Source organism: Isoptericola jiangsuensis, from assembly GCF_048320105.1.
Classification (GTDB): domain Bacteria; phylum Actinomycetota; class Actinomycetes; order Actinomycetales; family Cellulomonadaceae; genus Isoptericola; species Isoptericola jiangsuensis_A.
In genome coordinates, this window is sequence record NZ_CP182942.1 from 34,709 (window position 1) to 59,374 (window position 24,666).

Here is a 24,666-nt window from a genome sequence, read left to right on the forward strand (position 1 = left end):
TCCCCGAGACCGACGAGGGAGAACGACATGCTGCACACCGTCGACCTGGTAGTGATCGTCGCCTACCTGGCCGCGACCGCCTGGCTGGGCCTGCGGCTGGCAGGACGGCAGAAGGGCCTGCGGGACTACTTCCTGGGCAGCCGGAACCTGCCGTGGTGGGCCGTGTGCCTGTCCGTGGTCGCCACCGAGACCAGCGCCTTGACCGTGGTGGGGACCCCGGTGATGAGCTTCGTCGGGAACATCTCGTTCCTGCAGGTGGCGCTCGGCTACCTGCTGGGGCGCGTCGTGGTGGCGTTCCTGATGCTGCCGCGCTACTACGACGGCGAGATGGTCACCGCGTACGCCTACCTCGGCAAGCGCTTCGGGCCGAGCACCCAGACCACGGCCGGGGTGACGTTCCTCATCACGCGACTGCTGGCCGACGGCGTGCGCGTCCTGGCCGCGGCGATCCCGCTCAAGCTCATCCTCGACGGGCTCGGCATCACCACCAACTACTTCACGATCATCGTCGTCCTGGCGGTCGTGACCATCGTCTACACGTTCATCGGCGGCATCCGCGCGGTGGTGTGGGTCGACGTCGCCCAGATGCTGCTGTACGTCCTGGGCGGGATCCTGGCCATCGTGGTGATCTCCGTGCAGACGGGCGGCGGCTGGCTCACCGAGGCGGCCGACGCCGGCAAGCTGCAGATGTTCGTCTTCTCCGGCGACCCGATCTCGGACCCGTCGTCGTTCGTGGCGTCCCTGCTGGGCGGCGCGGTCTTCGCCATGGCGTCCCACGGCGCCGACCAGCTCGTGGTCCAGCGGCTGCTCGCGTGCCGCAGCAAGGTCGAGGCGCAGAAGGCGCTCATCTGGTCCGGCGTGGTGGTCTTCTTCCAGTTCGCCGTCTTCCTCGCGGTCGGCCTCGCACTGTGGGGCTACTACGACCAGATGACCCCCGACCAGCTCGGGCTGACCCGCGACGACGAGATCTTCCCGAAGTTCATCGTCGAGGGGCTGCCCGTGGGGGTGTCGGGACTGCTGCTCGCCGCGATCCTGGCGGCCGCGATGAGCACGCTGTCGTCGTCGCTGAGCGCCCTGTCCTCCTCGACGGTGACCGACGTGTACGCCAAGCTGCGCCGGACACCCGTCACCGACGCCGAAGGGCTGCGGGTGGGACGCTGGGCGACGATCGGGTGGGGCCTGGCCTTCATCGCTCCCGCGGTGTTCTTCCAGTCCGACGAGGGCAACATCGTCGTCCTCGCGCTCGGCATCGCCGGGATCACCTACGGAGGGCTCCTCGGTGCCTTCGTCTTCGGGATCGTCGACAAGCGGGCCACGGCACTCGACGCGAACGTGGCGTTCGTCGCCGCCGTCGGCGTCAACCTGTACTTCTTCGTCATGGAGAAGTACGTGACCGGCGAGGTCTGGGTCGCCTGGCAGTGGTACCCGCTGCTCGGCGTGATCACCACGTTCGTCGTGGGGGGCCTGCTCTCCCTGCGGCACCCGGCCCGGCCCGCGCCGGTCGAGGCCGCGGAGGAGGTCCGATGACGCCGGCCAGGACGTCGCTGTCGCCCACCGAGCAGCGCCACCCCGCAACCGAGGACATCGACACGGTCGGCACGATCGAGGTGCTGCGCCGGATCAACCGCGAGGACCACGTCGCGGTCGACGCCGTCGCCGAGGTGCTGCCCCGGCTGGCCGACGTCGTGGACCTCGCCGCCGAACGTTTCCGACGTGGCGGGACGGTGCACTACTTCGGGGCCGGGACGTCGGGCCGTCTCGGCGTGCTCGACGCCAGCGAGCTGATGCCCACCTACAACCTCCCGCCCGGCCGCGTCGTCGGGCACATCGCCGGCGGGTCCGACGCGCTCGTGCGGGCAGTCGAGGACGCCGAGGACTCGGCCGCCGAGGGCCGCCGGGACGCCGCGGGTCTCGGCCCGGACGACGTCGCGATCGGTCTGGCGGCGAGCGGGTCCACGCCCTACGTGGGCGGGGCGCTCGAGGCGGCACGTGCGGCGGGCGCCTACACGGTGCTCGTCTCGAGCAACCCCGGCGCCCCGCTCGCGGCGGGCGTCGACACCGACATCGTGCTGCGCACGGGTCCCGAGGTCGTGACCGGATCGACCCGGCTGAAGGCCGGTACCGCGCAGAAGCTCGTGCTCAACGGGTTCTCCACCGCCCTGATGATCGCCGTGGGGCGCACCTTCGGGAACCTCATGGTCTCGGTGGTGGCCACCAACGCCAAGCTCCGTGAACGCACCGTGCGGATCCTGCAGGAGGCCACCGGCGTCGCGGAGGCCGAGGCACGGATCCTGCTGGAACGCTGCGACGGTGACCTCAAGACGGCCATCGTGGTCGCGCTCGCAGCCGCCGACCCGGCGCCGGCCCGGCACGCCCTGGCACGCACGGACGGCTCGGTCCGTGCGGCGCTCGCGGAGCTCGACGGCCACGGCGGTGCAGGCTCGTGACCGTCCTGGCGATCGACGTCGGCGGGTCGGGCAGCCGTGTCGCCCTCTCGCGCGACGACGCGGTCCCGCGCGAGGAGATCCTGGGCGGGCGGGCCGAGGTGGGCCCGGACGGCAGCACCGTCCCGGAGCTGGTGCTCGCCCTCCTGGCCGCCGCGCGGCAGCGGTGGCCCGACGAGACGGCCGTGCTCGACGGCGTCGCCGTCGGTGCGACGGGCCTGGGGTCCCTGGTCGCCGACCCGGCCGAGCTGGCGCGGGCGGTCCGCAGCACGACCCACGCCCCGACGGCGGTGGCGATCGACGCGGTGACCGCTCACCTCGGCGCGCTGGGCGGCGCCGGCGGCGCCGTGGTCGTGCTCGGCACAGGGGCGATCGCCGTGGGGTACGGCGGACCGTCCGGTGACCTCGGGTGGGCCCGTGTCGACGGCTGGGGACACCTGCTCGGCGACCGGGGCAGCGGAGCCCTGGTCGGCATGGAAGCTCTGCGGGCCGCGCTGCGGGCTCACGACGGTGTGGACGCGGCCGGTGCGGTGCTGCTCGACGCGGCCCGACGGCGGCTCGGCGACCCGGAGACCTGGCCGGGACAGCTGTACACCCGTCCCGACCGGGCCGGCGTGCTGGCGACCTTCGCCGTGGACGTCGTCGACCTGGCCGCGCAGGGTGAGCCGACGGCGCACCGCGTCGTGGCCGACGCCGGTGCCGACGCGGCCCGCAGCGCCGTCGCCGCGCTCGGGCCGGGCACGCCGGCCGTGGTGGCGCTGACCGGTGGGCTCGCCCGGGCGGCGGACGGGGTGCTTCGGTCCGCGTTCTCGACGACGGTCGCCGCTCTGCGCCCCGACGTGCGGGTCCAGGAGCCGGCGGGGGACCCCCTGGACGGCGCGCTGGCTCTCGCCCGATCGGCGAGCGTGGACGGGGTCGAGGAGCAGAAAGGGTTCGTGTGGACCTGATCGAGGACCTGGTCGAGGCCCTGGGGGCCGGACAGGTGATGACCGGTGCGCTGGACCGCCACGCGCGGGCCCACGACGCCTCGCACTACCTGCTCGTGCCCGACGTCGTCGCGGTCGCCCACGACGCCGCCGACGTGGCACGCGTGTTCGCCGTGGCCGAGCGGCACGCCGCACCGGTGACGTTGCGGTCCGCCGGCACGAGCCTGTCCGGACAGGCCTGCGGTGCGGGCGTGCTGCTGGACACCCGCCGCGGCTTCCGGGGGATCGAGGTGCTGGACGACGGTGCCCGGGTGCGGGTGCAGCCCGGTGCCACCGTGCGGGCCGTCAACGCCCGGCTCGCCCCGTACGGCAGGGCGCTCGGTCCGGACCCGGCCAGCGAGTCCGCGTGCACGATCGGCGGAGTGGTGGCGAACAACTCCTCCGGGATGGCGGCGGGCACCGAGCACAACAGCTACCGCACCCTGGAGGCGGTGACGGCGGTGCTCGCCTCCGGAACGGTGGTCGACACGGCGGCACCCGGTGCGGCCGCCCGTCTCCGGCAGGACGAGCCGCGTCTGGTCTCGGTGCTGGAGGAGCTGCGGGACCAGGTCAGGGCCGACGCAGCGGCCGTCGCGGAGATCCGAGCGCGGTTCGCGATGAAGAACACGATCGGCTACGGGGTCGACGCGTTCTGCGACGCCGACGACCCGCTCGACATCCTGCGCCTGCTGCTCGTGGGGTCGGAGGGGACGCTCGGGTTCGTCGCCGAGGCGGTCTTCCGGACGGTGCCCGTCCAGCCCGCGGCCGCGACGGGCCTGCTGGTGCTCGACAGCGTGGAGGCCGCTGCCGCCGTGCTGCCGGCGCTGGTCGCGACCGGGGCCGCCGCCCTGGAGCTGATGGACGCCACGTCCTTGCGGGTCGCCCAGCGGTCGGCGTCCGTGCCGACGACGATGCGTGACCTCCACGTCGACGAGCACGCGGCGGTGCTGATCGAGTACCGCGCGGACGACCGCGCGACGCTCGAACGGACGGTCGGCGCCGCGCAGGAGTCGTTGTCGCGGCTGCCGACGACCGTGCCGGTGCGGCTCACCACCGACGCGGGGGAGCGGGCCGCCCTCTGGACGGTGCGCAAGGGCCTGTACGCCGCGGTGGCGGGCGCGCGACCGTCCGGGACCACGGCGCTGCTCGAGGACGTGGTGGTCCCCGTCGAGCACCTCGCCGACGCGTGCCGCGAGCTGTCGACGCTGCTCGCGGCGCACGGCTACGTCGACCCGGTCATCTTCGGGCACGCGAAGGACGGCAACCTGCACTTCATGCTGACGGACGACCTGGAGGACCCCGCGGCCGTCGCACGCCTCGAGGCGTTCACCGAGGACCTGGTGGATCTCGTGCTGCGGCACGGCGGCAACCTCAAGGCCGAGCACGGCACCGGACGTGCCATGGCCCCGTTCGTCCCGCGCCAGTACTCCCCAGGGCTCGTGGAGGTGATGCGCCGGGTCAAGGAGGCCTTCGACCCCGCCGGGATCCTCAATCCCGGTGTGGTGCTCACCGACGACCGGCGGGCACACCTCCGCGACCTCAAGCCGGTGGACCGGGTGGAGGAGGAGGTCGACCGCTGCGTCGAGTGCGGGTACTGCGAACCGGTGTGCCCCAGTCGGGACCTGACCCTGACACCTCGCCAGCGCATCGTCGCCCGGCGGGTGCGGGCCCGGGCCGAGGCGGACGGCGACCGGGAGCTCGTGGACGAGATTGACGCGAACTTCGACTACGACGGCCTGCAGACGTGCGCCGCCGACGGGATGTGCGCCACGGCCTGCCCGGTCGGGATCGACACCGGAGCGCTGGTCAAGCGCCTGCGGGCCCAGGACCGAGGACGCGCGGAGCAGCAGGTCTGGGGGGTGGCGGCCCAGCACTGGTCGGCGGTGACCGCGACGGTCGGGACCGTGCTGGACACCGCCCGGCGGGCGCCGCGTCGGCTGGTCGAGACCTCCAACACGGTGGCGCGGGCCGCCCTGGGGCACGACACGGTCCCGCGCTGGGCCCCCGACCTGCCCTCCGGGGGGCGGGCGCGCAGTCGGGTGCCCGGCGGCCGCGGCGTGCGGGAGGACGTCGCCGCGGTGTTCCTCCCGAGCTGTCAGGGCGCCATGTTCGCGCCCGCCGCCGACGGCCCCGGCGTGCAGGAGGCGGTGGCGCGGCTGTGCCGGGCGGCCGGCGTCGGACTCGCCGTCCCCCCGGCCTGGACGGCCTGTGCTGCGGGACGCCGTGGTCCTCCAAGGGCTACACCGCAGGGCACGACCGGATGGCCGAGCGCGTCCTCGCAGCGGTCGCGGCCGCCCGGGACGACCTCGGCCGGGACGTGCCCGTGGTGGTCGACGCGACCTCGTGCACCGAGGGGGTCCAACGGATCATGGCCGACGCGCGCGCCCAGGGTGATCCGCGAGCCGTCGAGGTCGAGGACGCGGTGACCTTCGTCAGACGCAGCGTGCTGCCGCGCATCGCGCCCGAGCGCATCCGACCGGTCCACACGCTGACCCTGCACCCGACCTGCGCGTCGGCCCGCTCCGGCACGGACGACGACCTGCGGGCCGTCGCGCAGACGGTCGCCCGTGCGGTGCACGTGCCGGTCGATGCCGGCTGCTGCGGCTTCGCCGGTGACCGCGGGATGCTGCACCCAGAGCTGACCGCGGCGGCCACGGCCGCCGAGGCGGCGGAGGTCGCACTGATCGACGCGGTCGAGCACGCCTCGTGCAACCGTGCCTGCGAGATCGCCCTGTCCCGCGCGACCCGGCGCTCCTACCGCCATCTCCTCGAGGTGGCCGCGAGCACGGTGGACGCCCCGGACTGACGGGCGTCCGTCACGTCAGAGGGGCGGGCGGGCACCGAACACCGCGGTGCCGACCCGCACGATCGTGGCGCCCTCCGCGACGGCGAGCTCCAGGTCGGTCGACATGCCCATGGAGAGCTCGTGCGCGTCGTCGGTGCCGGGCGCGCCGGACGCCAGGACCTCGGCGCGCACGGCCCGCAGGCGCGCGAACCCGGCCCGCACGACGGCGTCGTCGTCGGACCGCGCGCCGATCGTCAGGAACCCGGTGAGGCGAAGTCCCTCCAGCGCGGCCACCTGGGTGGCCAGCGCCACGGCGTCCGACGGCGCCACCCCGGCCTTGGTGTCCTCCTCGGAGACGTTGACCTGCACCATGACGTCCAGGACGCGTCCGTCGCGCACGCAGCGCGCCGCCACGGCCTGCGCGACGGAGAGCCGGTCCACCGACTCCATGCCCGTGACGGTGGCGAGCATCTGGTTGACCTTGTTGCGCTGCAGGGTGCCGATCATGTGGACGTCCAGTCGTCCGGCGGCGACGAGGTCCGTCAGGGCGGGCGCCTTCTCGACGAGCTCCTGGACGCGGTTCTCCCCGAGCAGCACCGGGGTGTCGTCACCGCGTGCAGCCGCGATCTCCAGTGCTGACGCCACGGCGTCGAGCACCGTGGCGGCGTCCTGGGTCTTGGTCGCCAGGAGCATCCGGACCGATGCCGGTTCGCGGCCGGCGGCGCGTGCGGCGGCATCGATGCGGGTGCGCGCGGCGAGGACGGAGTCGTGGAGCGGTGAAGCCATGCCGGCCAGTCTAGGAACTCCGGGTCGGCTCAGGGGCGTCCCGGATCCCGGCAGGTTCCGGTCGATGGGATGATCTCCTCGTGAAGGCGATCCTGAACGTCATCTGGCTGATCTTCGGCGGGCTGCTGCTCGCGCTGGAGTACGCGCTCGTGGGCATCGTGTGCTGCGTGCTGATCGTGACGATCCCGTGGGGGATCGCCTCGTTCCGCATCGCGGGCTACGCGCTGTGGCCCTTCGGGCGCACCGTCGTCGACAAGCCCGGCGCCGGGGGCTGGTCCGTGCTCGGCAACATCGTCTGGATCGTCTTCGCCGGCTGGTGGATCGCGCTGAGCCACGTCGTCACCGCCGTGCTGCAGGCGATCACCATCATCGGCATCCCGCTGGCGATCGCGAACCTCAAGCTGATCCCCGTCTCGCTGCTGCCGCTGGGCAAGGACATCGTGCCGAGCGACGCCAAGTACCCCACCTACCAGCCCTCCTGACGGCGCGACGCCGGAGCCGGTGGCCGTGGCCGCGTCAGGGCACCGGACGCGTCATCGCCCCAGGGGCGCCGTCGTCGCTCCGGTGAGCCGGACCAGGTCGGCCGGCGCGAGGGAGAGGTCGAGCCCGCGGCGCCCGGCCGAGACGTACACGACGTCGAACGCCGTGGCCGACTCGTCCACGACCGTGCGCAGGCGCTGCTTCTGCCCGAGCGGGGAGATGCCGCCGACGACGTAGCCGGTGGCCCGCTGCGCCACGGCCACGTCGGCCATCGTGGCCCGCTTGCCGCCCACCGCCCGCGCGAGGGCCTTGAGGTCGAGCGTCCCGGACACCGGCACGACGCCCACGACGAGCGTGCCGTCGACGTCGGCCAGCAGCGTCTTGAACACCTGCGCCGGGTCGGCGCCGAGCGCGGCCGCGGCCTCCAGCCCGTAGCTGAGGTCCGACGTCGGATCGTGCTCGTACGGGTGCAGGCCGTACGGCGCGCCGTCCCGGTCGAGGGCGACGACGGCGGGGGTGCCGTGCGAGGACGTCCGGTTCTTCTTCGCCACGGCACCGATTGTGCCCGAGGGCGCCTCTGCGCCGGGAAGGCTCGTGGGACGGCCCGGACGCGGGACAGCTCGGTGGGCCGCTCCCGTACGGTGGTCAGGTGCTGACCCTCCTCGTCCTCGCGATCCTCGTCGGCGGGATCCTGCAGCGGGTGACGGGCATGGGGTTCGGGCTGGTCGCCGGGCCGTTCATCGTGCTCATCGTCGGCCCCCTGGAGGGGGTGCTGTTCGTCAACCTGGCGGGCGCGATCGCCTCCACCATCATCCTGGGCCGCGTGGTGCGCGACGTGGAGTGGTCCAGGTTCGGGTGGCTGCTGGTCTCCTCACTGGTCGCCATCGTGCCCGCGGCGCTGCTGCTGCGGGACGTCAGCGCCCCGGTGCTGGAGATCACCGTGGGAGCGGTGGTCGTGGCGGCCATGACCCTGGCGGTGGTGACGTCGCGCTTGCGCGCCCGCCGGGCACCGGGTGCCTCGGGGGTCGACGGGACCGCGCGCTGGCCGTTGGTGGCGACGGGGCTGTCCAGCGGCGTCGGCTCGGTCGCGGCGGGGATCGGTGGCCCGCCCGTCGCGGTCTACGCGGTGCTCACCGGGTGGGAGCCGAGGAAGTTCGCCGCGACCGCCCAGCCCTTCTTCGCGGCCAACGCCCTGGCCGCCCTGGCGGCCAAGCTGGTGCTCGCGGACGCCTCGTTCCCCGCGCTGGACGTCTGGCAGTGGGTGGTGCTCATGGCCGCGATCGTCGGCGGCCTCGTCATCGGCGAGGTGCTCGCGCCGCGGGTGTCGGCCGCGCACACGCGCCGCGCGCTCATCGTGCTGGCGTACGCGGGCGGGGCGGCCACGCTGGTGCGCGGGACGCTCGGCCTGACGTGAGCGCCGCCGTCGGACGCTTCCTCAGAGCCGCCCGACGCTCACCAGCCGCAGCACGGGCTCGCCGGCCTCGTCGGAGGCGGGCAGGTCCACCAGGGCGGTGATCGCCCAGTCCCGGTCGCCGTCGGCGTCGTCGAGCACCTGGCGCACCCACCACGTGCCCGACTCCACGACGCCGAGGTCCGCCGGTGCGGCCCCCGGCGGCAGCTCGGCGCCGGGTTCGAGGATGGTCACCAGCGACGAGGCCCGCGAGGCGGGGCCGATGCCGACGGCCTGGTCCCCCTGGGCGTCGAACAACGGGTCGAGGGCCGCCGCCCATGCGTCGCCGTCCCAGCCGGAGGTGGCGTCGAGGGCGCCGAGCCGGTCGTAGTCCTCGCGCGCCGCGAGCTCGACGCGGCGGTTCAGCGCGTTGCGCACCAGGCGGCGCAGGGCGCGCGGGTTGCCGGTGACGGGCCGGGCGGGCGCCTCGGCCCCGGCCTCGGCGAGCTCGCCCTGCACGACGTCGTCGGCGTCGTCGTCGACCGGGTTCTGCAGCCGTTCCCACTCGTCCAGCAGGGAGGAGTCGACACCGCGCACCAGCTCGCCGAGCCACTCGACGACCTCGGCGACGTCCTCGGTGCGGTGCTCCTCGGGCACGACCTGGCGCACGGCCCGGAAGGCGTCCGCGAGGTAGCGCAGCACGACGCCCTCGGTGCGTTCCAGGGCGTAGGTGCTGACCAGCTCGGCGAACGTCATCGCCTGCTCGAGCATGTCGCGCACCACGGACTTCGGAGCGAGCTCGGCACCCGCGACCCACGGGTTGGAGCGCTTGTACGTCTCGAACGCGGGCGCGAGGAGGTCGGCGAGCGGCTTGGGCCAGGTGACCTCCTCGAGCAGCTCCATGCGCTCGTCGTACTCGATGCCCTCGGCCTTCATCTCCGCCACGGCCTCGCCGCGCGCCTTCTTCTGCTGGGCGAAGAGGATCTGGCGGGGGTCGTCGAGGGTGGCCTCGATGACGGAGACGACGTCGAGGGCGTGGGTCGGCGACTCGACGTCGAGCAGGTCCATGGCGGCCAGGGCGAACGGGGACAGGGGCGCGTTGAGCGCGAAGTCGCGCGGCAGGTCGACGACGAGCCGCACGCTCGGCCGGTAGCCTTCCGGGCGCGAGGCGTCGGGCACGCGGACCTTCTCGACCACGCCGGCCACCCGCAGGGAGCGGTAGATGCGCAGCGCCTGGCGCACGTGCTTGGCCTGCTGCGCCTCGGTGTCGTGGTTCGCGGTGAGCAGGTGGCGCATGGCGGCCACGGGGTCGACGTCGCCGCCGTGCGTCCCGTGCCCGCCCCGGGTGCGGGCCAGCACGTTGAGCACGATGGCGTGGTTGACGGTGAACTGGCTCGACAGCGGCTCCGGGGGAGCGTCGCGCAGCCGTTCGAACGTCGAGTCCGTCCAGTTGACCGCGCCCGACGGCGCCTTCTTGCGGACGATCTTCTTCAGCTTCTTGGGGTCGTCCCCGGCCTTGGCGACCATCTTGCGGTTCTCGATGACGTGCTCGGGCGCCATGACGAGCACCTCGCCGAGCGTGTCGTACCCGGCGCGACCGGCCCGGCCGGAGATCTGGTGGAACTCGCGCGCGGACAGGTGACGCATGCGTTCGCCGTCGAACTTCACCAGGGACGTCATGAGCACGGTGCGGATGGGCACGTTGATGCCGACGCCCAGGGTGTCCGTGCCGCACACCACCTTGAGCAGGCCCTTCTGGGTGAGGCGTTCCACGAGGCGGCGGTACTTGGGCAGCATGCCCGCGTGGTGCACGCCGATCCCCGCCCGCAGGAACCGGGTGAGCACCTTGCCGAACCCGGTGCCGAAGCGGAACGCGCCGATCTCGGCGACGATCGCGTCCTTCTCCTCCTTGGTGGCGATCTTGGAGCTGAGCAGCGCCTGCGCGCGGTCGACGGCGTCCTTCTGGGTGAAGTGCACGACGTACACCGGGGCGCGGTGCGTGGACACGAGCTCGTCGATGACCTCGGGCAGCGGCTCCATCACGTAGGAGAACGTCAGCGGCACGGGACGTTCGGCGCCCGCCACCTCGGCGACGTCGCGCCCGGTGCGCTCGGTGAGGTCCTCGCGCAGGCGGGTGGTGTCGCCCAGGGTGGCGCTCATCAGCAGGAACTGGGTGTGCGGCAGCTCCAGGAGCGGCACCTGCCACGCCCAGCCGCGCTGCGGGTCGCCGTAGTAGTGGAACTCGTCCATGACGACCTGGGCGATGAAGTCGTCGTCGCCGGGCGTTCCCGCACCGTCGCGCAGTGCGAGGTTCGCGAGGATCTCCGCGGTGCAGCAGATGATGGGGGCGTCGGCGTTGACCGCGGAGTCGCCCGTCATCATGCCCACGTTGCGCGACCCGAACGCCGCGACGAGGTCGAAGAACTTCTCGCTCACCAGTGCCTTGAGCGGGGCCGTGTAGTAGGTGCGGCCGCCGCCGCCGGAACGGCGGGCCGCGAGCGCCGCGAACTGCGCGCCCATCGCCACCATGGACTTGCCGGACCCGGTCGGGGTCGCCAGGACGACGTGCGAGCCCGTCATGATCTCGAGCAGCGCCTCCTCCTGGTGGGGGTAGAGGGCGCGGCCGGACTCCGCGGCCCACTGGCCGAACCCTTCGAACAGCACGTCCGGGTCCGGTGCCTTGCCCGTGGGGGCGGGCAGGTGCGGCAGCAGGGTGCCGGCGGGTCGCGGCGTGGTGGCGGTGGGTGCAGTGACCGGGGCGGTGTCGGCAGAAGTCATCGTGGGGGCCATTGTGTCAGCCCGTCACGTGGCGGCTCCCGGGACTGTCATGGGCTCCGCGGTGACGGGTTCGACGGGGCCGGGTTCGACGGTGACGGGTTCGACGGCGCCGGGCGGCACGGTCCGGCGGGTGGCGGCTTCGCCCTGCTGCACGACGACGACCCCGGTGAGCACCAGCAGCCCGCCGCCGGCCTGGACGAGGCTCGGCACCTCGCCGAGGAGGAGCCAGGCGAAGAACACGGCGCTGACGACCTCGAGCAGGCCGACGAAGGAGGAGGGTCGGGCGCCGAGCCGCCGTCCTGCGCCGATGCCGGTGACGTAGGCGAGGCCGGCGGTCACCACTCCCAGGATCGCGAGCACGAGCCAGGCGGGCACGGCGGCGCCGGCCAGGTCCACGGCGTCGGTGGAGGTGGCGACGGGCAGGAGGCCGACGGCGGCGAGCAGGCCCAGCAGCGCGGCCCCGACGACGAGGCCGCCGGCGGCGAGGCTGATCGGCGGCAGCCCGGTGTCGACGCGGGCGTTGACGAGGAAGTAGGCGGACACGCCGACCATCGCTCCGAGCGCCCATGCCACGCCCACGGCGTCGAGGGCGGTGCCCGTGAGGTCCAGGACGAGGATCAGTCCGGCGGCGGCGAGGGTGATGCCGACGAGGGTGAGGCGTCCGGGGCGCTGTCCGTGCCGCAGCCAGAGGTAGGCGACCACGGCGGCGGCCGAGGAGTACTCGATGAGCAGCGCGGGGCCGACCTGCATGTGCTGGATCGCCGCGAAGTAGCAGAACTGGGTGGCGGCGACGCCGAGGGCGCCGTAGACGACCAGCAGGCGCAGGTTGCGCAGGACGGCGTTCCAGTCGCCGCGCAGGGCGACGAGGCCGAAGGGCAGCACGACGAGCGCGCCGACGACGACCCGGACGAGGACGACGGCTCCGGGGGTCCATCCGGTGGCGAAGAGCCCGGCGGCCAGCGGTCCGGAGAGGCTGAAGCAGAGTGCGGAGGCGAGGGCGAGTGCCAGCCCGACGCCGGTCGTGGACCGGAGGGCGGCTCCGCCGGCCCGAGGAGAGGCGTCATGCGCCAACGTTGCCATGACGCATGACGCTACGTCAGCGCCTGATAACGTGTCAACATGGTTTTCGCGCATGACACCACGGTGGCGCTGCAGTCCGCCGTCGCCCTGGTCAACGCCGTCGGACCGCCGAGCACGATCACCAGCGTCACCGACCTCGACGCCTTCTACCGCGAGCAGGGGTACACGGGTCGGCACGAGCGCACCACGGCCGAGCTCGACGACGTCCTCGGCCTCCCGCGCCGGCTGCGCGCACTGCTCCTCGCGGCACGCGACGACGCCCCCGCCCTCGTCAACGACGCCCTCGCCGAGGCCGACGCCGTACCCCGGCTCGTACGCCACGACGCCGAGGACTGGCACGTCCACGCCGTGCCCGACCACGCGCCCCTGGCCACCCGCATCCTCGTGGAGACCGCGATGGCGATGATCGACGTCGTGCGCGCCGACGCCCACGACCGCATCGGCACCTGCGCCGACGACACCTGCGACGGCCTCGTGCTGGACCTGTCCCGCAACCGCTCGCGCCGCTACTGCTCGACCACCTGCACCAACCGCAACGCCCAGGCCGCCCTGCGTGCGCGCCGCGCCGCCGAGGACTGACCCCGCGCCCCGGCGCGAAGACCGCGCCACGTTCGGCCGCCCGGCCGGCAGCCGCTCAGCAGGAGCGTCGGACGCTCAGTGCGCCAGCAGCGCGTCGCAGACGTCGACCAGTCGTGCCCGCAGCCGCTGGCCGCGCTCGGCGAAGCCGCGCTGACGGCGCACGTACTCCGCCTTGCCCGCCGGCGTCTCGATCGCCACGGCGTCCACGCCGTACGCGCTCACGTCGTAGGGGGAGGCCGCCATGTCGGTGTACCGGACGTCGCGCGCCAGCTCGAAGGTGTCCAGGAGGAGGTCCCCGGGAACAGCGGGCCCCAGCTTCAGCGCCCACTTGTACAGGTCCATGGTCGCGTGCAGGCAGCCCGGCTGCTCCATCGCGACCTGGCGCTCGCGGGTCGGCGCCAGCTCGTTGCGGTCGCGGGCCTGCGGCGTGAAGAACCGGAAGGCGTCGAAGTGCGAGCAGCCGATGCGGTGCGACTCGACGACCTCGTCCGTGCCGTCGCCCCCGAGCCGCAGCGGCAGCGGGTGGCGGTGGTCGCGCCCGGCCGCGGAGTCGCGGTACACCATCGCCCACTCGTGCAGCCCGAAGCATCCGAACGTGCCCGGCCGTGCCGCCGTCGCGCCGAGGAGCGAACGCACGTAGCGCACCGTGTCGCCGCGCTCGGCCAGGAACCCCGCGACGTCGAGCGTCGCCCCCGTGCCGCCGTCCGCCGGCGACACCTCGCGGTACCAGCGCCACGTGGCGTGCTCGGCCGCGCCGGCCAGGACGACACCCACGCCTGGGTGCCAGCGTCGCAGGTGGCTCACCCGCGTGGGGTAGTAGGTGAACAGGAAGTCCTCGATCGCGTGCTTCTCGCCGCGGTCACGGGCGTCGCGCCAGACGGCGGTCAGCGCGTCGGCGCGCGCGGCGTGCGCCGCGGCCGCCGCGCCCCGGTCGTGCACGACGTCGCACCCGGCGACGCGCTCGGGCGTCGCCGGATCGGCGGTCGTGGTCGGGGAAGGCACCGTTCCAGGGTAGGTGGTGCCGCGACGGGCTAGCGTGGCGACCATGAGCAGCTACGGATTTCGCCAGGTTGACGTGTTCGGGTCCGGTCCGCTGACCGGTAACCCGGTGGCCGTGGTGCACGACGCCGACGACCTCACCGACGACCGGATGGCCGCCTTCGCGCGCTGGACGAACCTCTCCGAGACGACGTTCCTGCTCGCGCCCACCGATCCGGGCGCCGACTACCGGGTGCGGATCTGGACGCCGGGCGGCGAGCTGCCGTTCGCCGGCCACCCCACGCTCGGCACCGCGCACGCCTGGCTGGAGGCCGGGGGAGTGCCGGCCGCCGACGGCGTCGTCGTCCAGGAGTGCGAGGTCGGGCTCGTCACCATCGACCGGTCCACCGATCACCTGGCGTTCGCGGGGCCGCCGCTGCGCCGGTCGGGCCGGGTCGGCACCGAGGACCTCGCGCAGGTCGTGCGGGCGCTGCGCCTCACGGTCGCGGACGTCGTGGACGCCGCCTGGGTGGACAACGGCCCCGGCTGGATCGGTGTGCGGCTCGCGGACGCGGCCGCCGTGCTCGCGGTGCGCCCCGACCTCGCGGTCTTCGGGGACCTGAAGATCGGTGTCGTCGGGCCGTACGAGCCGGGCGAGCACGACGCCGACGTCGAGGTGCGGGCGTTCGTGCCCGGCATCGGCGTCCCGGAGGACCCGGTGACCGGCTCGCTCAACGCGGGGCTCGGTGCGTGGCTGGCGGGCGACGTGCTGCCGACCCGCTACGTCGCCTCCCAGGGCACGGCGCTACGACGGCGGGGCCGCGTGCACGTGCGTCGCGACGCCGACGCGTGCGTGTGGGTGGGTGGGGCGACCACCACGACGCTGCAGGGCCACCTCACCCTGCCCCCGGGGTAGCGCCGGATCGTCCCCGGACCGCTACCTCGGGGTGGGCTCGGGACTCGTCGCGGTCTCGGGACGGGGTGGCGGCGCGGTGCGCAGCGCGACGACGGCGAACAGTCGCTCCAGCGGGCCGCGCCCCAGTGTGAGCCGCCAGGCGGTGGCGGCGACCAGCGTCACCGCGACCATGACCAGGAGCGGGCCGTTGGTGGGCGTGCCGACGAGGTCCCAGTGCCAGATCGCGACGATCTGCAGGGAGTACACGGTCAGTGCCATCGCACCGGTGGCCGCCAGCGGTGACAGCGCGACCGCCCCGGTCCGCCGGGCGAACAGGCACAGGCCCAGCACGGCGACGGCGAACCCGCCCGAGCCGACCACCTCGAAGAACGTGTTGTCGTGCGGCTCGGCCTGCGCGAGGAACCAGCCGGTGGGCCAGGCGTCGCCCCAGGCGTACGGCTCGGCGACGTACCGGCTCGAGGTCGTGGCGACCTGGTCCTCGATCGCGCCCGGCTCCACGCCGCCCACGAGCGCACCGGAGGCGAGATAGCCGAGGGCCGTCGCGGCCAGGCCGCCGACCACGAGCCGCGTGCGCACCAGCGAGGAGGTCAGGTCGCAGCGCCCGATCGCCATCCCGGCGAAGACGTACGCCATCCAGACGACCGCGGGGTAGTGGCCGGTGAGCAGGAAGTCGGTGGCGGCGCCGGAGCCGTCGTGCGGGGCCCGCAGCCCGGCGCGGGCCAGGACCTCCGGTCCCCAGTAGGCGATCGGCGGGCCGACGACGGCGACGACGCCCGCGGCCACGGCGAGCCGGCCCGGCCCCCAGCGCAGGAACGGCAGGGCCAGGACGAAGTAGGCGGCGTAGAAGCCGAGGATGAGCAGCACCCGCGTGCCCAGCAGGTCGAGCAGCGCCACCAGGGCGAGCAGCAGCACGGCGCGGACCAGCACCCGGGTGCGGGCGTGGATCAGCGCGTCCCCGGTCAGGGGGCGAGCCCCGCCGGTGACCAGTGCGAGGGACACGCCCGCCACCAGGGCGAACAGCACCGACGAGCGCCCGTCGGCGACCTCGAGCCACGTCGTGGGACCTTCGGCGACGCCGACGTGCGCGACGAACATCCCGAGCACGGCCAGGCCGCGGGCCACGTCGAGGCCCACCACCCGGTCCGGGCCGCCCACCAGCCGTTCGCGCAGCGTCATGACCGCCCAGCGTGCCAGACGTCCCGGCCCGTGAGAAGGACGTGTCCAGAAAGGGAGCCGTGGCCTACGTTAGGACCATGAACCTTTCGATCGACTCCGGCCCCGACTTCCCGGACCCGCCGAGCCTCGGCAGCCCGGTGGAGGGCCCGTCGAGCGGGGAGCCGTCCGGCGCGGCGCTGTCGGACGCGATCGAGGCTCCCAGCACCCACCACACGGTGCAGAGCCAGGAGTCCGAGTCGTACACGCACGGCCACCACGAGTCCGTGCTGCGCGCCCACCGGGCCCGCACCGCGCAGAACTCGGCCGGGTTCCTGCTGCCGCACCTCAAGGACGACCTGCACCTGCTCGACGTGGGCTGCGGCCCCGGCACGGTCACCGTCGACCTCGCCCGCATCCTCGCCGGGGGAGAGGTGGTCGGGGTGGACGCGTCGGCGACCGTCCTCGACGCCGCCCGCTCCCACGCCGAGGCGCTCGGCGCGCAGAACGTGCGCTTCGAGCAGGCCAACGCCTACGAGCTGCCGTTCGCGGACGACTCGTTCGACGTCGTGTACGCCCACCAGCTCCTGCAGCACCTGTCCGACCCCGTCGCGGCGCTGCGCGAGATGAAGCGGGTGACCAGGCCGGGCGGGCTCGTCGCCGTGCGCGACGCCGACTACGCCGCGATGGCCTGGTACCCCGAGTCGCCCGGCCTCACCGAGTGGAACACGCTGTACCACGAGGTCACGCACGCGTACGGCTTCGAGCCGGACGCCGGCCGCCGGCTGTTCTCCTGGGTGCAGCAGGCCGGCTTCGAGGTCGCCGACGCCGTCCCCAGCGCCTCCTCCTGGTGCTACGCCACACCGACGGACCGCCAGTGGTGGGGTCAGGTGTGGGCGGAACGCTGCGTCGAGTCGAACTTCGCCCGGCAGGCCGTCGAGTCGAACCTCGCCGACGACGTCGCCCTCGAACAGCTCGCGCACGACTGGCTCGCCTGGGCGGACGCCCCGGACGGCTGGTTCGCGATCCTGCACGGCGAGGTCCTCGCCCGCGTGTGACGGCGGAAGCGCCGACGACCAGAGCGCCCGGCCCACCGCGCGGTGGGCCGGGCGCTCTGGTCGTCGGTGGGGCGTGCGGGCTCAGTTGTCGCCGAAGAGCTGCTCCAGCTCCTCGTCGGTGAGGTTGCCCTGCTCCTGGAGCTCCTGCTCGAGCTCCTGCTGGAACGTCGGGCCCTGGCCCTCGATGACGGCCACGAAGAACACGGTGACGACGATGGCGAGCACGATCGCGAGCAGGGACAGCGACCCGCCGACGATCGCCATGACCTTGCCGCCGGCCGTGCCCTTGGACACCTGGACGAGCGCGATGATGCCCAGCACGAGGCCGGCGATGCCCAGGACGATCGAACCGATGTTCAGCACGGGGATCCAGCAGCCCAGCAGCGCCAGGATGCCGAGGACCAGGGCCGTGATGGCCAGCCCCTTGCGCTCCGAGGCCGGGCGCTGCTGCGGCGTGCCGTAGTAGCCCGGCTGGCCGGGCGCCTGCCCGGGGTAGCCCGGCTGCCCGGGCGCCTGCCCCGGGTAGCCCGGCTGCGGGGGCGTGCCGTACGGCTGGGACGGACCTGCGGAGTGCTGCTGCGGGGCGCCGTAGGGCGACTGCGGTGCCGGGTTCTGCTGCGGGGCGCCGTAGGGCGGCTGCGGCTGGGCGGGACGGTCGGAGCCCTCGGGCTCGTACGGCGTGCTCATGGAGTGATCCTTCGCGTCGAGTGGTCGAGCTGGAACGCTATCGGGTCCGTCGCCGGATAGCCTGGTGCCGTGCGCATCGCGAGATTCACCACCGGCGACGACCCCCGCTTCGCCTTCGTCCAGACCGAGGGGGACTCCACCTACCTTGCCGTGCTGAGCGGCGACCCGCTCTACATGCCGGCGATGCCGACGGGGGAGCGGATCGAGCTCGGCGACGGCGTGCGCCTCCTGGCGCCGGTGATCCCGCGGTCCAAGGTCGTGGCCGTGGGACGCAACTACATGGACCACATCCGCGAGATGGGCAACGAGCCGCCCACGTCCCCGCTGCTGTTCCTCAAGCCGAACACGTCCGTCGTCGGGCCGGACGACCCGATCGTGCTGCCCGACTGGACGGCCGAGGTCTCCTACGAGGCCGAGCTCGCCGTCGTCGTGTCCAGGCTGTGCAAGGACGTCGAGCCGGAGAACGCCCGGGCGTACGTGCTCGGGTACACCGTGGCCAACGACGTCACCGCCCGCGACGCCCAGCGCACCGACGACCAGTGGGCGCGCGCCAAGGGGTTCGACTCCTCGTGCCCCCTCGGGCCGTGGATCGAGACCGACCTGGACCCCGAGGACGTCGGTGTGCGCTCGCGCGTCAACGGCGAGCTCAAGCAGGACGGGCGCACCTCCGAGATGATCTTCGACGTCGACTACCTCGTGTCGTACGCGTCCAAGGCGATGACGCTGCTGCCCGGTGACGTGATCCTCACCGGCACCCCGGCCGGCGTCGGGCGTATCGACGCCGGCGACCGCGTCGAGTGCGCGGTCGAGGGCATCGGCACGCTCGCCAACCCCGTGGTGCGTCGCGAGATCTGAGCAGGGCCCGGCCCGGCGTCGGGCGGCCGCCGCCGCACCGGCGCCGGGCAACTAGGCTGGTTCCGTGATCCCCGCAGCAGGTACCTCTGACGTCCGTGTCCGCTTCGCCCCGTCGCCGACGGGCATGTTCCACGTGGGCGGCGCCCGCTCCGCGCTGTTCAACTGGGCGGTCGCCAAGCAGACCGGCGGCACGTTCGTGCTGCGCATCGAGGACACCGACGCCTCACGGAACAAGCCGGAGTGGGTCGACGGCATCCTCGCCGCCCACGCCGCGCTCGGCATGCACGCCGACGACCCCACCTTCGAGGGCCCGTACTTCCAGTCCGCGAACCGGGACAAGCACGTCGCGGCCGCGCGCCGCCTGCTCGACGACGGCCGCGCCTACTTCTGCGACTGCACCCGCGACGACGTCGTGGCACGCACCGGCAACCAGCAGACCGGCTACGACGGCCACTGCCGCGACCGCGGGCTCGACGAGGCCCCCGGCCGCGCCCTGCGGTTCCGCACCCCCGACGACGGCGAGACGGCCGTCGTCGACCTGATCCGCGGCAACCCCACCTTCCCGAACTCCGCGATGGAGGACTTCGTCGTCGCGCGCGGCGACGGCTCGCCCGTGTTCCTGCTCGCCAACGTCGTCGACGACCTCGACGAGGGCATCACCCATGTCATCCGGGGCGAGGAGCACCTGCCCAACACCCCCAAGCAGCAGCTGCTGTGGGCCGCGCTCGGCGCCGAGCCGCCCGTGTGGGCCCACCTGCCCGTCATCGTCAACGAGAAGCGCCAGAAGCTCTCCAAGCGCCGCGACAAGGTCGCGCTCGAGGACTATCTCGCCGAGGGGTACCTGCCGGCCGCGATGGTCAACTACCTCATGCTGCTCGGCTGGGCGCCCGGCAACGACGAGGAGATCCTGCCGTTCGAGGAGATGATCTCCCGCTTCCGCATCGAGGACGTCAACTCCGCCTCGGCGTTCTTCGACCTCAAGAAGCTCGCCGCCTTCAACGGCGAGTACATCCGCGCGCTCGACGTCCAGGAGTTCGTCGCCGCCGTCGGCCCGTGGCTGCGCGCCCCCCACGCCCCCTGGGCCGAGGAGCAGTTCGACGCCGTGGCCTTCGCCGCCGTCGCCCCGCTCGCCCAGTCGCGCGTCGCCCTGCTCAGCGACATCACCGCCAACGTCGACTTCCTCTTCCTGGACGCTCCCGTGGACGACGCGCAGTCGTGGAACAAGGCCATGAAGGCCGGCGCCCCCGAGCTCCTCGCCGACGCCCGCACGGCGCTCGCGGGCCTCGAGCCGTGGGCGGCCGAGCCGCTCAAGGAGACGATCCTGGCGGTGGGGGAGGCGCACGGCCTCAAGCTGGGCAAGGCGCAGGCGCCGGTGCGCGTCGCCGTGACCGGCCGCACGATCGGCCTGCCGCTGTTCGAGTCCCTCGAGGTGCTGGGTCGGGAACGCACCCTGGGGCGCGTCGACGCGGCGCTGGCGCGCCTGGCCGAGAACCCGCCCGCGGCCCCGGCGCAGTGACGCAGCCACGGCCCGGCGTCCTCGACGCCGCGTCCGGGTACCGGGTGGACGGCGTGCTGCTGGACGTCGACGACACCCTGGTGGACACCCGCGGCGCGTTCGCCCGGGCGCTGGACGCCGTCGCGGACGCCCACCTGCCCGCCGACGTCGACCGGGCCGCGCTGCTGGACCACTGGCGCTCCGACCCGGGGCAGTTCTACGCCCGCTTCACCCGCGGTGAGACCGACGTGCGCACGCAGCGCCGGCTGCGTGCCGACCTCATGCACCGCACCTTCGGGGGCTCACCGGTGGACGAGGCGGCCTTCAGCGCCTGGGACGAGCTGTTCTGGGGCACCTTCGAGCGGTCCTGGACCTCGTTCGACGACGCCGCGGCGCTGCTGGCGGCGCTGCGGTCCGCGGGGATCGCCGTCGGCGTCGTGACGAACGCCCAGGTGGAGCTGCAGGAGCGCAAACTCGCCGCCGCCGGGCTGGACGTGCCCGTCCTGGTCGGGGTGGACACCCTCGGGTACGGCAAGCCGCACCCGGACGTGTTCGTCGAGGGGGCGCGGCTGCTGGGGACGGCCCCGGCGCGCACGGCCTACGTGGGCGACGAGCCCCGCATCGACGCGCTCGGCGCGCACGACGCCGGTCTGGTGGGCGTGTGGCTCGACCGGCCGGGCGCCCGGCGGTCCACCGAGCAGGACGTCGACGTCGCCGGGATGCGGGCGGCGGGGATCGTCGTCGTGCCCGGGCTGGACGAGGTGCCGGCCGCGCTGGCGACGGCGACCGGCTGAACCTGACGCCCGACCCGGCCGCCGGTCGTCAGGGGGTCAGCAGCAGCACGGCGCTCAGGGACGTCCCGGTGACGACGACGGCGGAGCCGGCGCCGAGCACCAGCGGACGGCGCCCGGTGCGCACCAGGCGGGGCACGTCGACGCCGAGGCCGAGGGCGAACATGGCCGCGACCAGCAGCGCCGTCGAGGCGCTCGCCGCGACGGCGAGCACGCCCGGGGGGAGGATCCCGAGGCTGCGCACCGCGACGGCCCCGAGGAATCCGAGCACGAAACCCGGGACGAGCGGCGGCCGCGTCGTGCCGGGGACGGCGGACGCCGTCGGCGCGGTGCGGCGCGCACGCACGGCACCGACGGTGGTGACCAGCGGCGCGAGCAGCACGACCCGGGCCAGCTTGGCGACCGTGGCCGTCGCGAGCGCGGCGGTGCCCGCCAGGGTGCCCGCCGCGGCGACCACCTGGGCGACCTCCTGCACGCTCGCCCCCATCCACAGGCCGGCCTGCGCGGGCGTCAGACCCAGCAGGTGCGCGAGCCACGGCAGCGCGAGGACCGCGAGCGTGCCGTAGAGGGCGACGAGCGCCAGGGCGACGGCCACCGCGGTCGAGCGGTCGTCGTCCCTGGTGCGTCCCGGGGTCCGGTCCAGGACACCGGACATGGCCGACACGGCCGCGGCGCCGCAGATCGAGAAGCCCGTCGCCACGAGCAGCGACGTCTCGCGGGGCACGCGCAGCCACCGTCCGAGCGCGAGGGTGCCGCAGAACGTGACCGCGACGGTCGTGGCCACCACGGTCAGCCCGCGCCAGCCGAGGTCCAGCACGTCGCCGATCGAGAGCTGCAGGCCGAGGAGCACGACCCCGGCGCGCAGCACGTGCCGGGCCGCCCACGTGGTGCCGGGCGTGACGGTCTCCAGCGGCCGGGGAGCCCCGCGCCGGGACGCGACGCCCAGCACGGACCCGACGCCCGCACCCAGCAGCAGTGCGAGCACCAGCGGGGACAGCGCGGGTGCGGCGGCGGTCAGTGCCGGGGCGGCGGCCAGGAGCGCGGCGGCCGCGACGGCGGTGAGGCCGAGGCCGGGCAGGAGGCGGGTCATGGTGTCCACCCTGCGGTGCCCCGGTGGGCCTCGGAAGGTCGAACCGGTGATCCATCCATAGACTCCTGCTATGGCGGAACGCACCTCGCTCGCCGCGCTCGAGCTGCTCGTGGCCGTGGACACCCACGGGTCGATCAGTGCTGCGGCACGGGCGCTCGGGCTCGCCCAACCGACGGCGTCCGCCGGTCTGCGCCGCCTGGAGCGACGCCTCGGGCTGGAGCTGGTCGCGCGCGGTGCGCGCGGCACGGAGCTGACACCGACCGGCCGGGCGACCGCCGGCTGGGCGCGGGAGGTCGTGGCCGCCTCCGACCGTTTCGAACGGTCCGTCGCGGGGCTGCGGACCGGGCCGGCCACGGCGTTGCGCGTCGCCGCGAGCCTGACCGTGGCCGAGTACCTCGTGCCGCGATGGCTGGCGGTGCTCGCCGGCCCGCACGACGCCGCGGAGGTCGAGCTGACCGTGCGCAACTCCCACGACGTCATGGAGCTCGTGCTCGCCGGTTCCGCCGAGCTGGGGTTCGTGGAGAGCCCGGGCGTGCGGCGCGGCCTGCGCAGCCGCACCGTCGCGCACGACGAGCTGGTCGCCGTCGTCGCACCCGCGCACCCGTGGGCCCGACGCCGTGCGATCGCCCCCGAGGACCTGCTCGCCGGGCGGCTCGTGCTGCGCGAGGCCGGCTCCGGGACGCGGGAGATCCTCGAACGGGCGCTCGGCCAGGTGGGGCTCGCGCTGCCCGACCACCTGCCGACGCTCGGGTCGACGGCGGCGCTCAAGGCAGCGGTCGCGCACGGCGGCTCCGTGGCGGTGCTGTCCGCGCTGACGGTCGCCGACGACGTCGAGTCGGGGCGTCTGATCACCGTTCCGGTGACGGGCCTCGACCTGTCGCGGCGGCTGCGGGTGGTGTGGCGTGACGGGGCGACGCCGTCGGCGGCCGCCCGGCGGCTCAGCGCCGTCGCGCGCGACAGGCGACCGTGACGTACGGCATCGCGACCTCGGTGGTCCCGGCGAGGTCCGGGTGGGTGACCACGAGGTCGTCGACCTGCTGCAGGTGCTCCTCGCGCTCGTCGTCGGGAAGCGTCAGGACGTAGGAGCGCGACGCCGCGAGGTCGCGCAGCGCCGACGTCGGCAGGTGGTGGGACCACCGGAACGACGCCTGCTCCAGCACCTCGAACGCCGGCCCGAGCTCCGGTTCCACGTGCTGGGGGGCGTCGTGCGGGTGCAGGCCGTCGCCGTCGTGCAGGATGCGGCCGAACCGGCGGACCCACTCGATGCGCTCGTCACGGTCGTTCCAGCAGATCCCCAGCGTGCCGCCCGGTCGCAGCACGCGCGCGATCTCTGCGCTCGCCAGGGCCGGGTCGAACCAGTGCCACGCCTGGCCGACGACGACGGCGTCCACGCTCGCGTCGGGCAGCGGGATCGACTCGGCGGAGCCGACCTGCACGGCGACGTCGGGCAGCGCCGTGGAGAGCTCGGCGAGCATCTGCGGGGCCGGGTCGACGGCCACGACGTCGTGCCCCGCCTCGACCAGGCGGCGGGTCAGCAGACCGGTCCCCGCGGCGAGGTCGAGCACCCGCGCGCCCGGCGGAACCATCCAACCGACGGCCTCGGACGGGTAGGACGGCCGGACCCTGGCGTAGACGCCGGCGCCGCGGGTGAACGCGGCGGCACGGTCGGTGCGGGAGTGCGGGTCGGGCGTCGTCGGCATGCTCGCATGCTGCCACGGAGGGTTCGGCGTTGTCAGGTCCCGACCTGGGGGATCGCGGCTCGGGTCGTGACGAAGAGCACCGCGCCACGGGTTTGGATCACGGCCTCGCGTCCGGTAATGTTCTGGGTCGTTGGGCCTCTACGGATGGCGAACGGCGCAGGCCGCTCCCGCCCGAAGTGTCCACATACCATGGGGTATGGTGTAATTGGCAGCACGAGAGATTCTGATTCTCTTAGTCTAGGTTCGAGTCCTGGTACCCCAGCGCAGCGCTCCTGTGCACCACCTTCCCCGTTCTTGGCGGCGATGGTCGTGCGCTAGAGTTCTCACCGGCACGTCGATGCGACATCGACGCACCATAGGCCCCCATCGTCTAGCGGCCTAGGACGCCGCCCTCTCACGGCGGTAACGCGGGTTCAAATCCCGCTGGGGGTACGTAGTCGTCCGGCGACGGACGGCACACCGGTCCTGGCAACAGGACCACGTCCGGCCCCCATCGTCTAGCGGCCTAGGACGCCGCCCTCTCACGGCGGTAACGCGGGTTCAAATCCCGCTGGGGGTACGCAAGCAAGGCCCGGTCCGTCGGACCGGGCCTTTTGCCTGTTCGGGGTGTGCATGTCCGGGGTGTGCGTACCCGGGCGGTCGTTTCCGTGCCGGCCG

23 protein-coding genes and 3 tRNA genes are annotated in these 24,666 nt (G+C 73.9%); 17 read left to right on the plus strand and 9 right to left on the minus strand.

Annotated elements, in window-relative coordinates:
- Nucleotides 1-27 precede the first annotated feature (27 nt).
- The 5 genes from ACNHYB_RS00140 to ACNHYB_RS00160 are packed head-to-tail and all read left to right on the plus strand — an operon-like array spanning nucleotide 28 to nucleotide 6,215.
- Nucleotides 28-1,527, plus strand: coding sequence for a sodium:solute symporter (locus ACNHYB_RS00140; RefSeq protein WP_418276371.1), 1,500 nt, complete (start codon nucleotides 28-30; stop codon nucleotides 1,525-1,527).
- Entirely contained in the window at nucleotides 1,524-2,447 is a 924-nt protein-coding gene (murQ, locus tag ACNHYB_RS00145) for an N-acetylmuramic acid 6-phosphate etherase (RefSeq protein ID WP_418276372.1), read from the plus strand. The genes ACNHYB_RS00140 and murQ overlap by 4 nt, the downstream gene beginning before the upstream one ends.
- Nucleotides 2,444-3,391 carry a BadF/BadG/BcrA/BcrD ATPase family protein gene (locus ACNHYB_RS00150; RefSeq protein WP_418276373.1) on the plus strand — a complete coding sequence of 316 codons (948 nt, stop codon included), beginning with the start codon at nucleotides 2,444-2,446 and terminating at the stop codon, nucleotides 3,389-3,391. Before murQ ends, ACNHYB_RS00150 begins: the two co-directional genes overlap by 4 nt.
- Nucleotides 3,382-5,835: an FAD-binding and (Fe-S)-binding domain-containing protein gene (locus ACNHYB_RS00155; protein ID WP_418276374.1), complete on the plus strand. Its 2,454-nt coding sequence runs from the start codon at nucleotides 3,382-3,384 to the stop codon at nucleotides 5,833-5,835. The genes ACNHYB_RS00150 and ACNHYB_RS00155 overlap by 10 nt, the downstream gene beginning before the upstream one ends.
- Nucleotides 5,832-6,215: a hypothetical protein gene (locus tag ACNHYB_RS00160; protein ID WP_418276375.1), complete on the plus strand. Its 384-nt coding sequence runs from the start codon at nucleotides 5,832-5,834 to the stop codon at nucleotides 6,213-6,215. The genes ACNHYB_RS00155 and ACNHYB_RS00160 overlap by 4 nt, the downstream gene beginning before the upstream one ends.
- Before the next feature lie 15 nt (nucleotides 6,216-6,230).
- On the opposite strand, the gene ACNHYB_RS00165 is transcribed toward ACNHYB_RS00160, so the two are convergent.
- The gene (locus tag ACNHYB_RS00165; RefSeq protein ID WP_418276376.1) at nucleotides 6,231-6,980 is read right to left on the minus strand and encodes a YggS family pyridoxal phosphate-dependent enzyme; all 750 of its coding nucleotides are present in this window, start codon (nucleotides 6,978-6,980) and stop codon (nucleotides 6,231-6,233) included.
- An 80-nt stretch (nucleotides 6,981-7,060) separates the two neighbouring features.
- Between ACNHYB_RS00165 and ACNHYB_RS00170 the strand changes: the two genes are divergently transcribed.
- The gene (locus tag ACNHYB_RS00170; protein ID WP_418276377.1) at nucleotides 7,061-7,462 is read left to right on the plus strand and encodes a YccF domain-containing protein; all 402 of its coding nucleotides are present in this window, start codon (nucleotides 7,061-7,063) and stop codon (nucleotides 7,460-7,462) included.
- A gap of 51 nt (nucleotides 7,463-7,513) precedes the next feature.
- Here ACNHYB_RS00170 and ybaK read toward each other — a convergent pair whose 3' ends face one another.
- The gene (ybaK, locus tag ACNHYB_RS00175) at nucleotides 7,514-8,011 is read right to left on the minus strand and encodes a Cys-tRNA(Pro) deacylase (protein ID WP_418276378.1); all 498 of its coding nucleotides are present in this window, start codon (nucleotides 8,009-8,011) and stop codon (nucleotides 7,514-7,516) included.
- A gap of 98 nt (nucleotides 8,012-8,109) precedes the next feature.
- On the opposite strand from ybaK, the gene ACNHYB_RS00180 reads away from it, so the two are divergent.
- On the plus strand, nucleotides 8,110-8,874 hold the full coding sequence (locus tag ACNHYB_RS00180) for a TSUP family transporter (protein ID WP_418276379.1): 765 nt from the start codon (nucleotides 8,110-8,112) through the stop codon (nucleotides 8,872-8,874).
- A 21-nt stretch (nucleotides 8,875-8,895) separates the two neighbouring features.
- On the opposite strand, the gene ACNHYB_RS00185 is transcribed toward ACNHYB_RS00180, so the two are convergent.
- The gene (locus tag ACNHYB_RS00185) at nucleotides 8,896-11,628 is read right to left on the minus strand and encodes a DEAD/DEAH box helicase (protein ID WP_418276380.1); all 2,733 of its coding nucleotides are present in this window, start codon (nucleotides 11,626-11,628) and stop codon (nucleotides 8,896-8,898) included.
- A 24-nt stretch (nucleotides 11,629-11,652) separates the two neighbouring features.
- Nucleotides 11,653-12,708, minus strand: coding sequence for an EamA family transporter (locus ACNHYB_RS00190; RefSeq protein ID WP_418276381.1), 1,056 nt, complete (start codon nucleotides 12,706-12,708; stop codon nucleotides 11,653-11,655).
- A gap of 39 nt (nucleotides 12,709-12,747) precedes the next feature.
- Between ACNHYB_RS00190 and ACNHYB_RS00195 the strand changes: the two genes are divergently transcribed.
- A complete protein-coding gene (locus ACNHYB_RS00195) occupies nucleotides 12,748-13,287 on the plus strand; it encodes a CGNR zinc finger domain-containing protein (RefSeq protein ID WP_418276382.1) in 540 nt (179 codons plus the stop codon).
- A gap of 75 nt (nucleotides 13,288-13,362) precedes the next feature.
- Here the strand turns inward: ACNHYB_RS00195 and ACNHYB_RS00200 are convergent, their stop codons facing one another.
- Nucleotides 13,363-14,289, minus strand: a complete 927-nt coding sequence (locus ACNHYB_RS00200) for a 3-methyladenine DNA glycosylase (protein WP_418276383.1) — start codon at nucleotides 14,287-14,289, stop codon at nucleotides 13,363-13,365.
- Nucleotides 14,290-14,332: 43 nt separating this feature from the next.
- On the opposite strand from ACNHYB_RS00200, the gene ACNHYB_RS00205 reads away from it, so the two are divergent.
- Entirely contained in the window at nucleotides 14,333-15,181 is an 849-nt protein-coding gene (locus ACNHYB_RS00205) for a PhzF family phenazine biosynthesis protein (protein WP_418276384.1), read from the plus strand.
- Between the two features lie 21 nt (nucleotides 15,182-15,202).
- Here the strand turns inward: ACNHYB_RS00205 and ACNHYB_RS00210 are convergent, their stop codons facing one another.
- Nucleotides 15,203-16,357: a heparan-alpha-glucosaminide N-acetyltransferase domain-containing protein gene (locus tag ACNHYB_RS00210; protein WP_418276385.1), complete on the minus strand. Its 1,155-nt coding sequence runs from the start codon at nucleotides 16,355-16,357 to the stop codon at nucleotides 15,203-15,205.
- A gap of 215 nt (nucleotides 16,358-16,572) precedes the next feature.
- Here ACNHYB_RS00210 and ACNHYB_RS00215 point away from each other — a divergent pair, with 215 nt between their 5' ends.
- Nucleotides 16,573-17,391, plus strand: a complete 819-nt coding sequence (locus tag ACNHYB_RS00215) for a methyltransferase domain-containing protein (RefSeq protein ID WP_418277953.1) — start codon at nucleotides 16,573-16,575, stop codon at nucleotides 17,389-17,391.
- Nucleotides 17,392-17,472: 81 nt separating this feature from the next.
- Here the strand turns inward: ACNHYB_RS00215 and ACNHYB_RS00220 are convergent, their stop codons facing one another.
- Entirely contained in the window at nucleotides 17,473-18,078 is a 606-nt protein-coding gene (locus tag ACNHYB_RS00220; RefSeq protein WP_418276386.1) for a hypothetical protein, read from the minus strand.
- A 69-nt stretch (nucleotides 18,079-18,147) separates the two neighbouring features.
- Here ACNHYB_RS00220 and ACNHYB_RS00225 point away from each other — a divergent pair, with 69 nt between their 5' ends.
- The 3 genes from ACNHYB_RS00225 to ACNHYB_RS00235 all read left to right on the plus strand — a co-directional run bounded on the left by ACNHYB_RS00225 (nucleotide 18,148) and on the right by ACNHYB_RS00235 (nucleotide 21,222).
- Nucleotides 18,148-18,933, plus strand: coding sequence for a fumarylacetoacetate hydrolase family protein (locus ACNHYB_RS00225; RefSeq protein ID WP_418276387.1), 786 nt, complete (start codon nucleotides 18,148-18,150; stop codon nucleotides 18,931-18,933).
- A 64-nt stretch (nucleotides 18,934-18,997) separates the two neighbouring features.
- Nucleotides 18,998-20,449: a glutamate--tRNA ligase gene (gene gltX, locus ACNHYB_RS00230; RefSeq protein WP_418276388.1), complete on the plus strand. Its 1,452-nt coding sequence runs from the start codon at nucleotides 18,998-19,000 to the stop codon at nucleotides 20,447-20,449.
- Nucleotides 20,446-21,222 (plus strand): HAD family hydrolase, encoded by a 777-nt coding sequence (locus ACNHYB_RS00235; RefSeq protein ID WP_418276389.1) that lies wholly within the window; start codon nucleotides 20,446-20,448, stop codon nucleotides 21,220-21,222. The genes gltX and ACNHYB_RS00235 overlap by 4 nt, the downstream gene beginning before the upstream one ends.
- 28 nt (nucleotides 21,223-21,250) lie before the next feature.
- On the opposite strand, the gene ACNHYB_RS00240 is transcribed toward ACNHYB_RS00235, so the two are convergent.
- Nucleotides 21,251-22,309, minus strand: coding sequence for a YeiH family protein (locus tag ACNHYB_RS00240; RefSeq protein WP_418276390.1), 1,059 nt, complete (start codon nucleotides 22,307-22,309; stop codon nucleotides 21,251-21,253).
- Between the two features lie 70 nt (nucleotides 22,310-22,379).
- On the opposite strand from ACNHYB_RS00240, the gene ACNHYB_RS00245 reads away from it, so the two are divergent.
- Nucleotides 22,380-23,279 (plus strand): LysR family transcriptional regulator, encoded by a 900-nt coding sequence (locus tag ACNHYB_RS00245; protein ID WP_418276391.1) that lies wholly within the window; start codon nucleotides 22,380-22,382, stop codon nucleotides 23,277-23,279.
- On the opposite strand, the gene ACNHYB_RS00250 is transcribed toward ACNHYB_RS00245, so the two are convergent.
- Nucleotides 23,248-24,009, minus strand: a complete 762-nt coding sequence (locus ACNHYB_RS00250) for a class I SAM-dependent methyltransferase (RefSeq protein WP_418276392.1) — start codon at nucleotides 24,007-24,009, stop codon at nucleotides 23,248-23,250. The genes ACNHYB_RS00245 and ACNHYB_RS00250 overlap by 32 nt on opposite strands.
- 190 nt (nucleotides 24,010-24,199) lie before the next feature.
- Here ACNHYB_RS00250 and ACNHYB_RS00255 point away from each other — a divergent pair.
- The 3 genes from ACNHYB_RS00255 (at nucleotide 24,200) to ACNHYB_RS00265 (ending at nucleotide 24,568) form a co-directional block, all read left to right on the plus strand.
- Nucleotides 24,200-24,271 (plus strand) — tRNA-Gln (locus ACNHYB_RS00255).
- 97 nt (nucleotides 24,272-24,368) lie between these two features.
- Nucleotides 24,369-24,441 (plus strand) — tRNA-Glu (locus ACNHYB_RS00260).
- 54 nt (nucleotides 24,442-24,495) lie between these two features.
- Nucleotides 24,496-24,568 (plus strand) — tRNA-Glu (locus ACNHYB_RS00265).
- Nucleotides 24,569-24,666 lie beyond the last annotated feature (98 nt).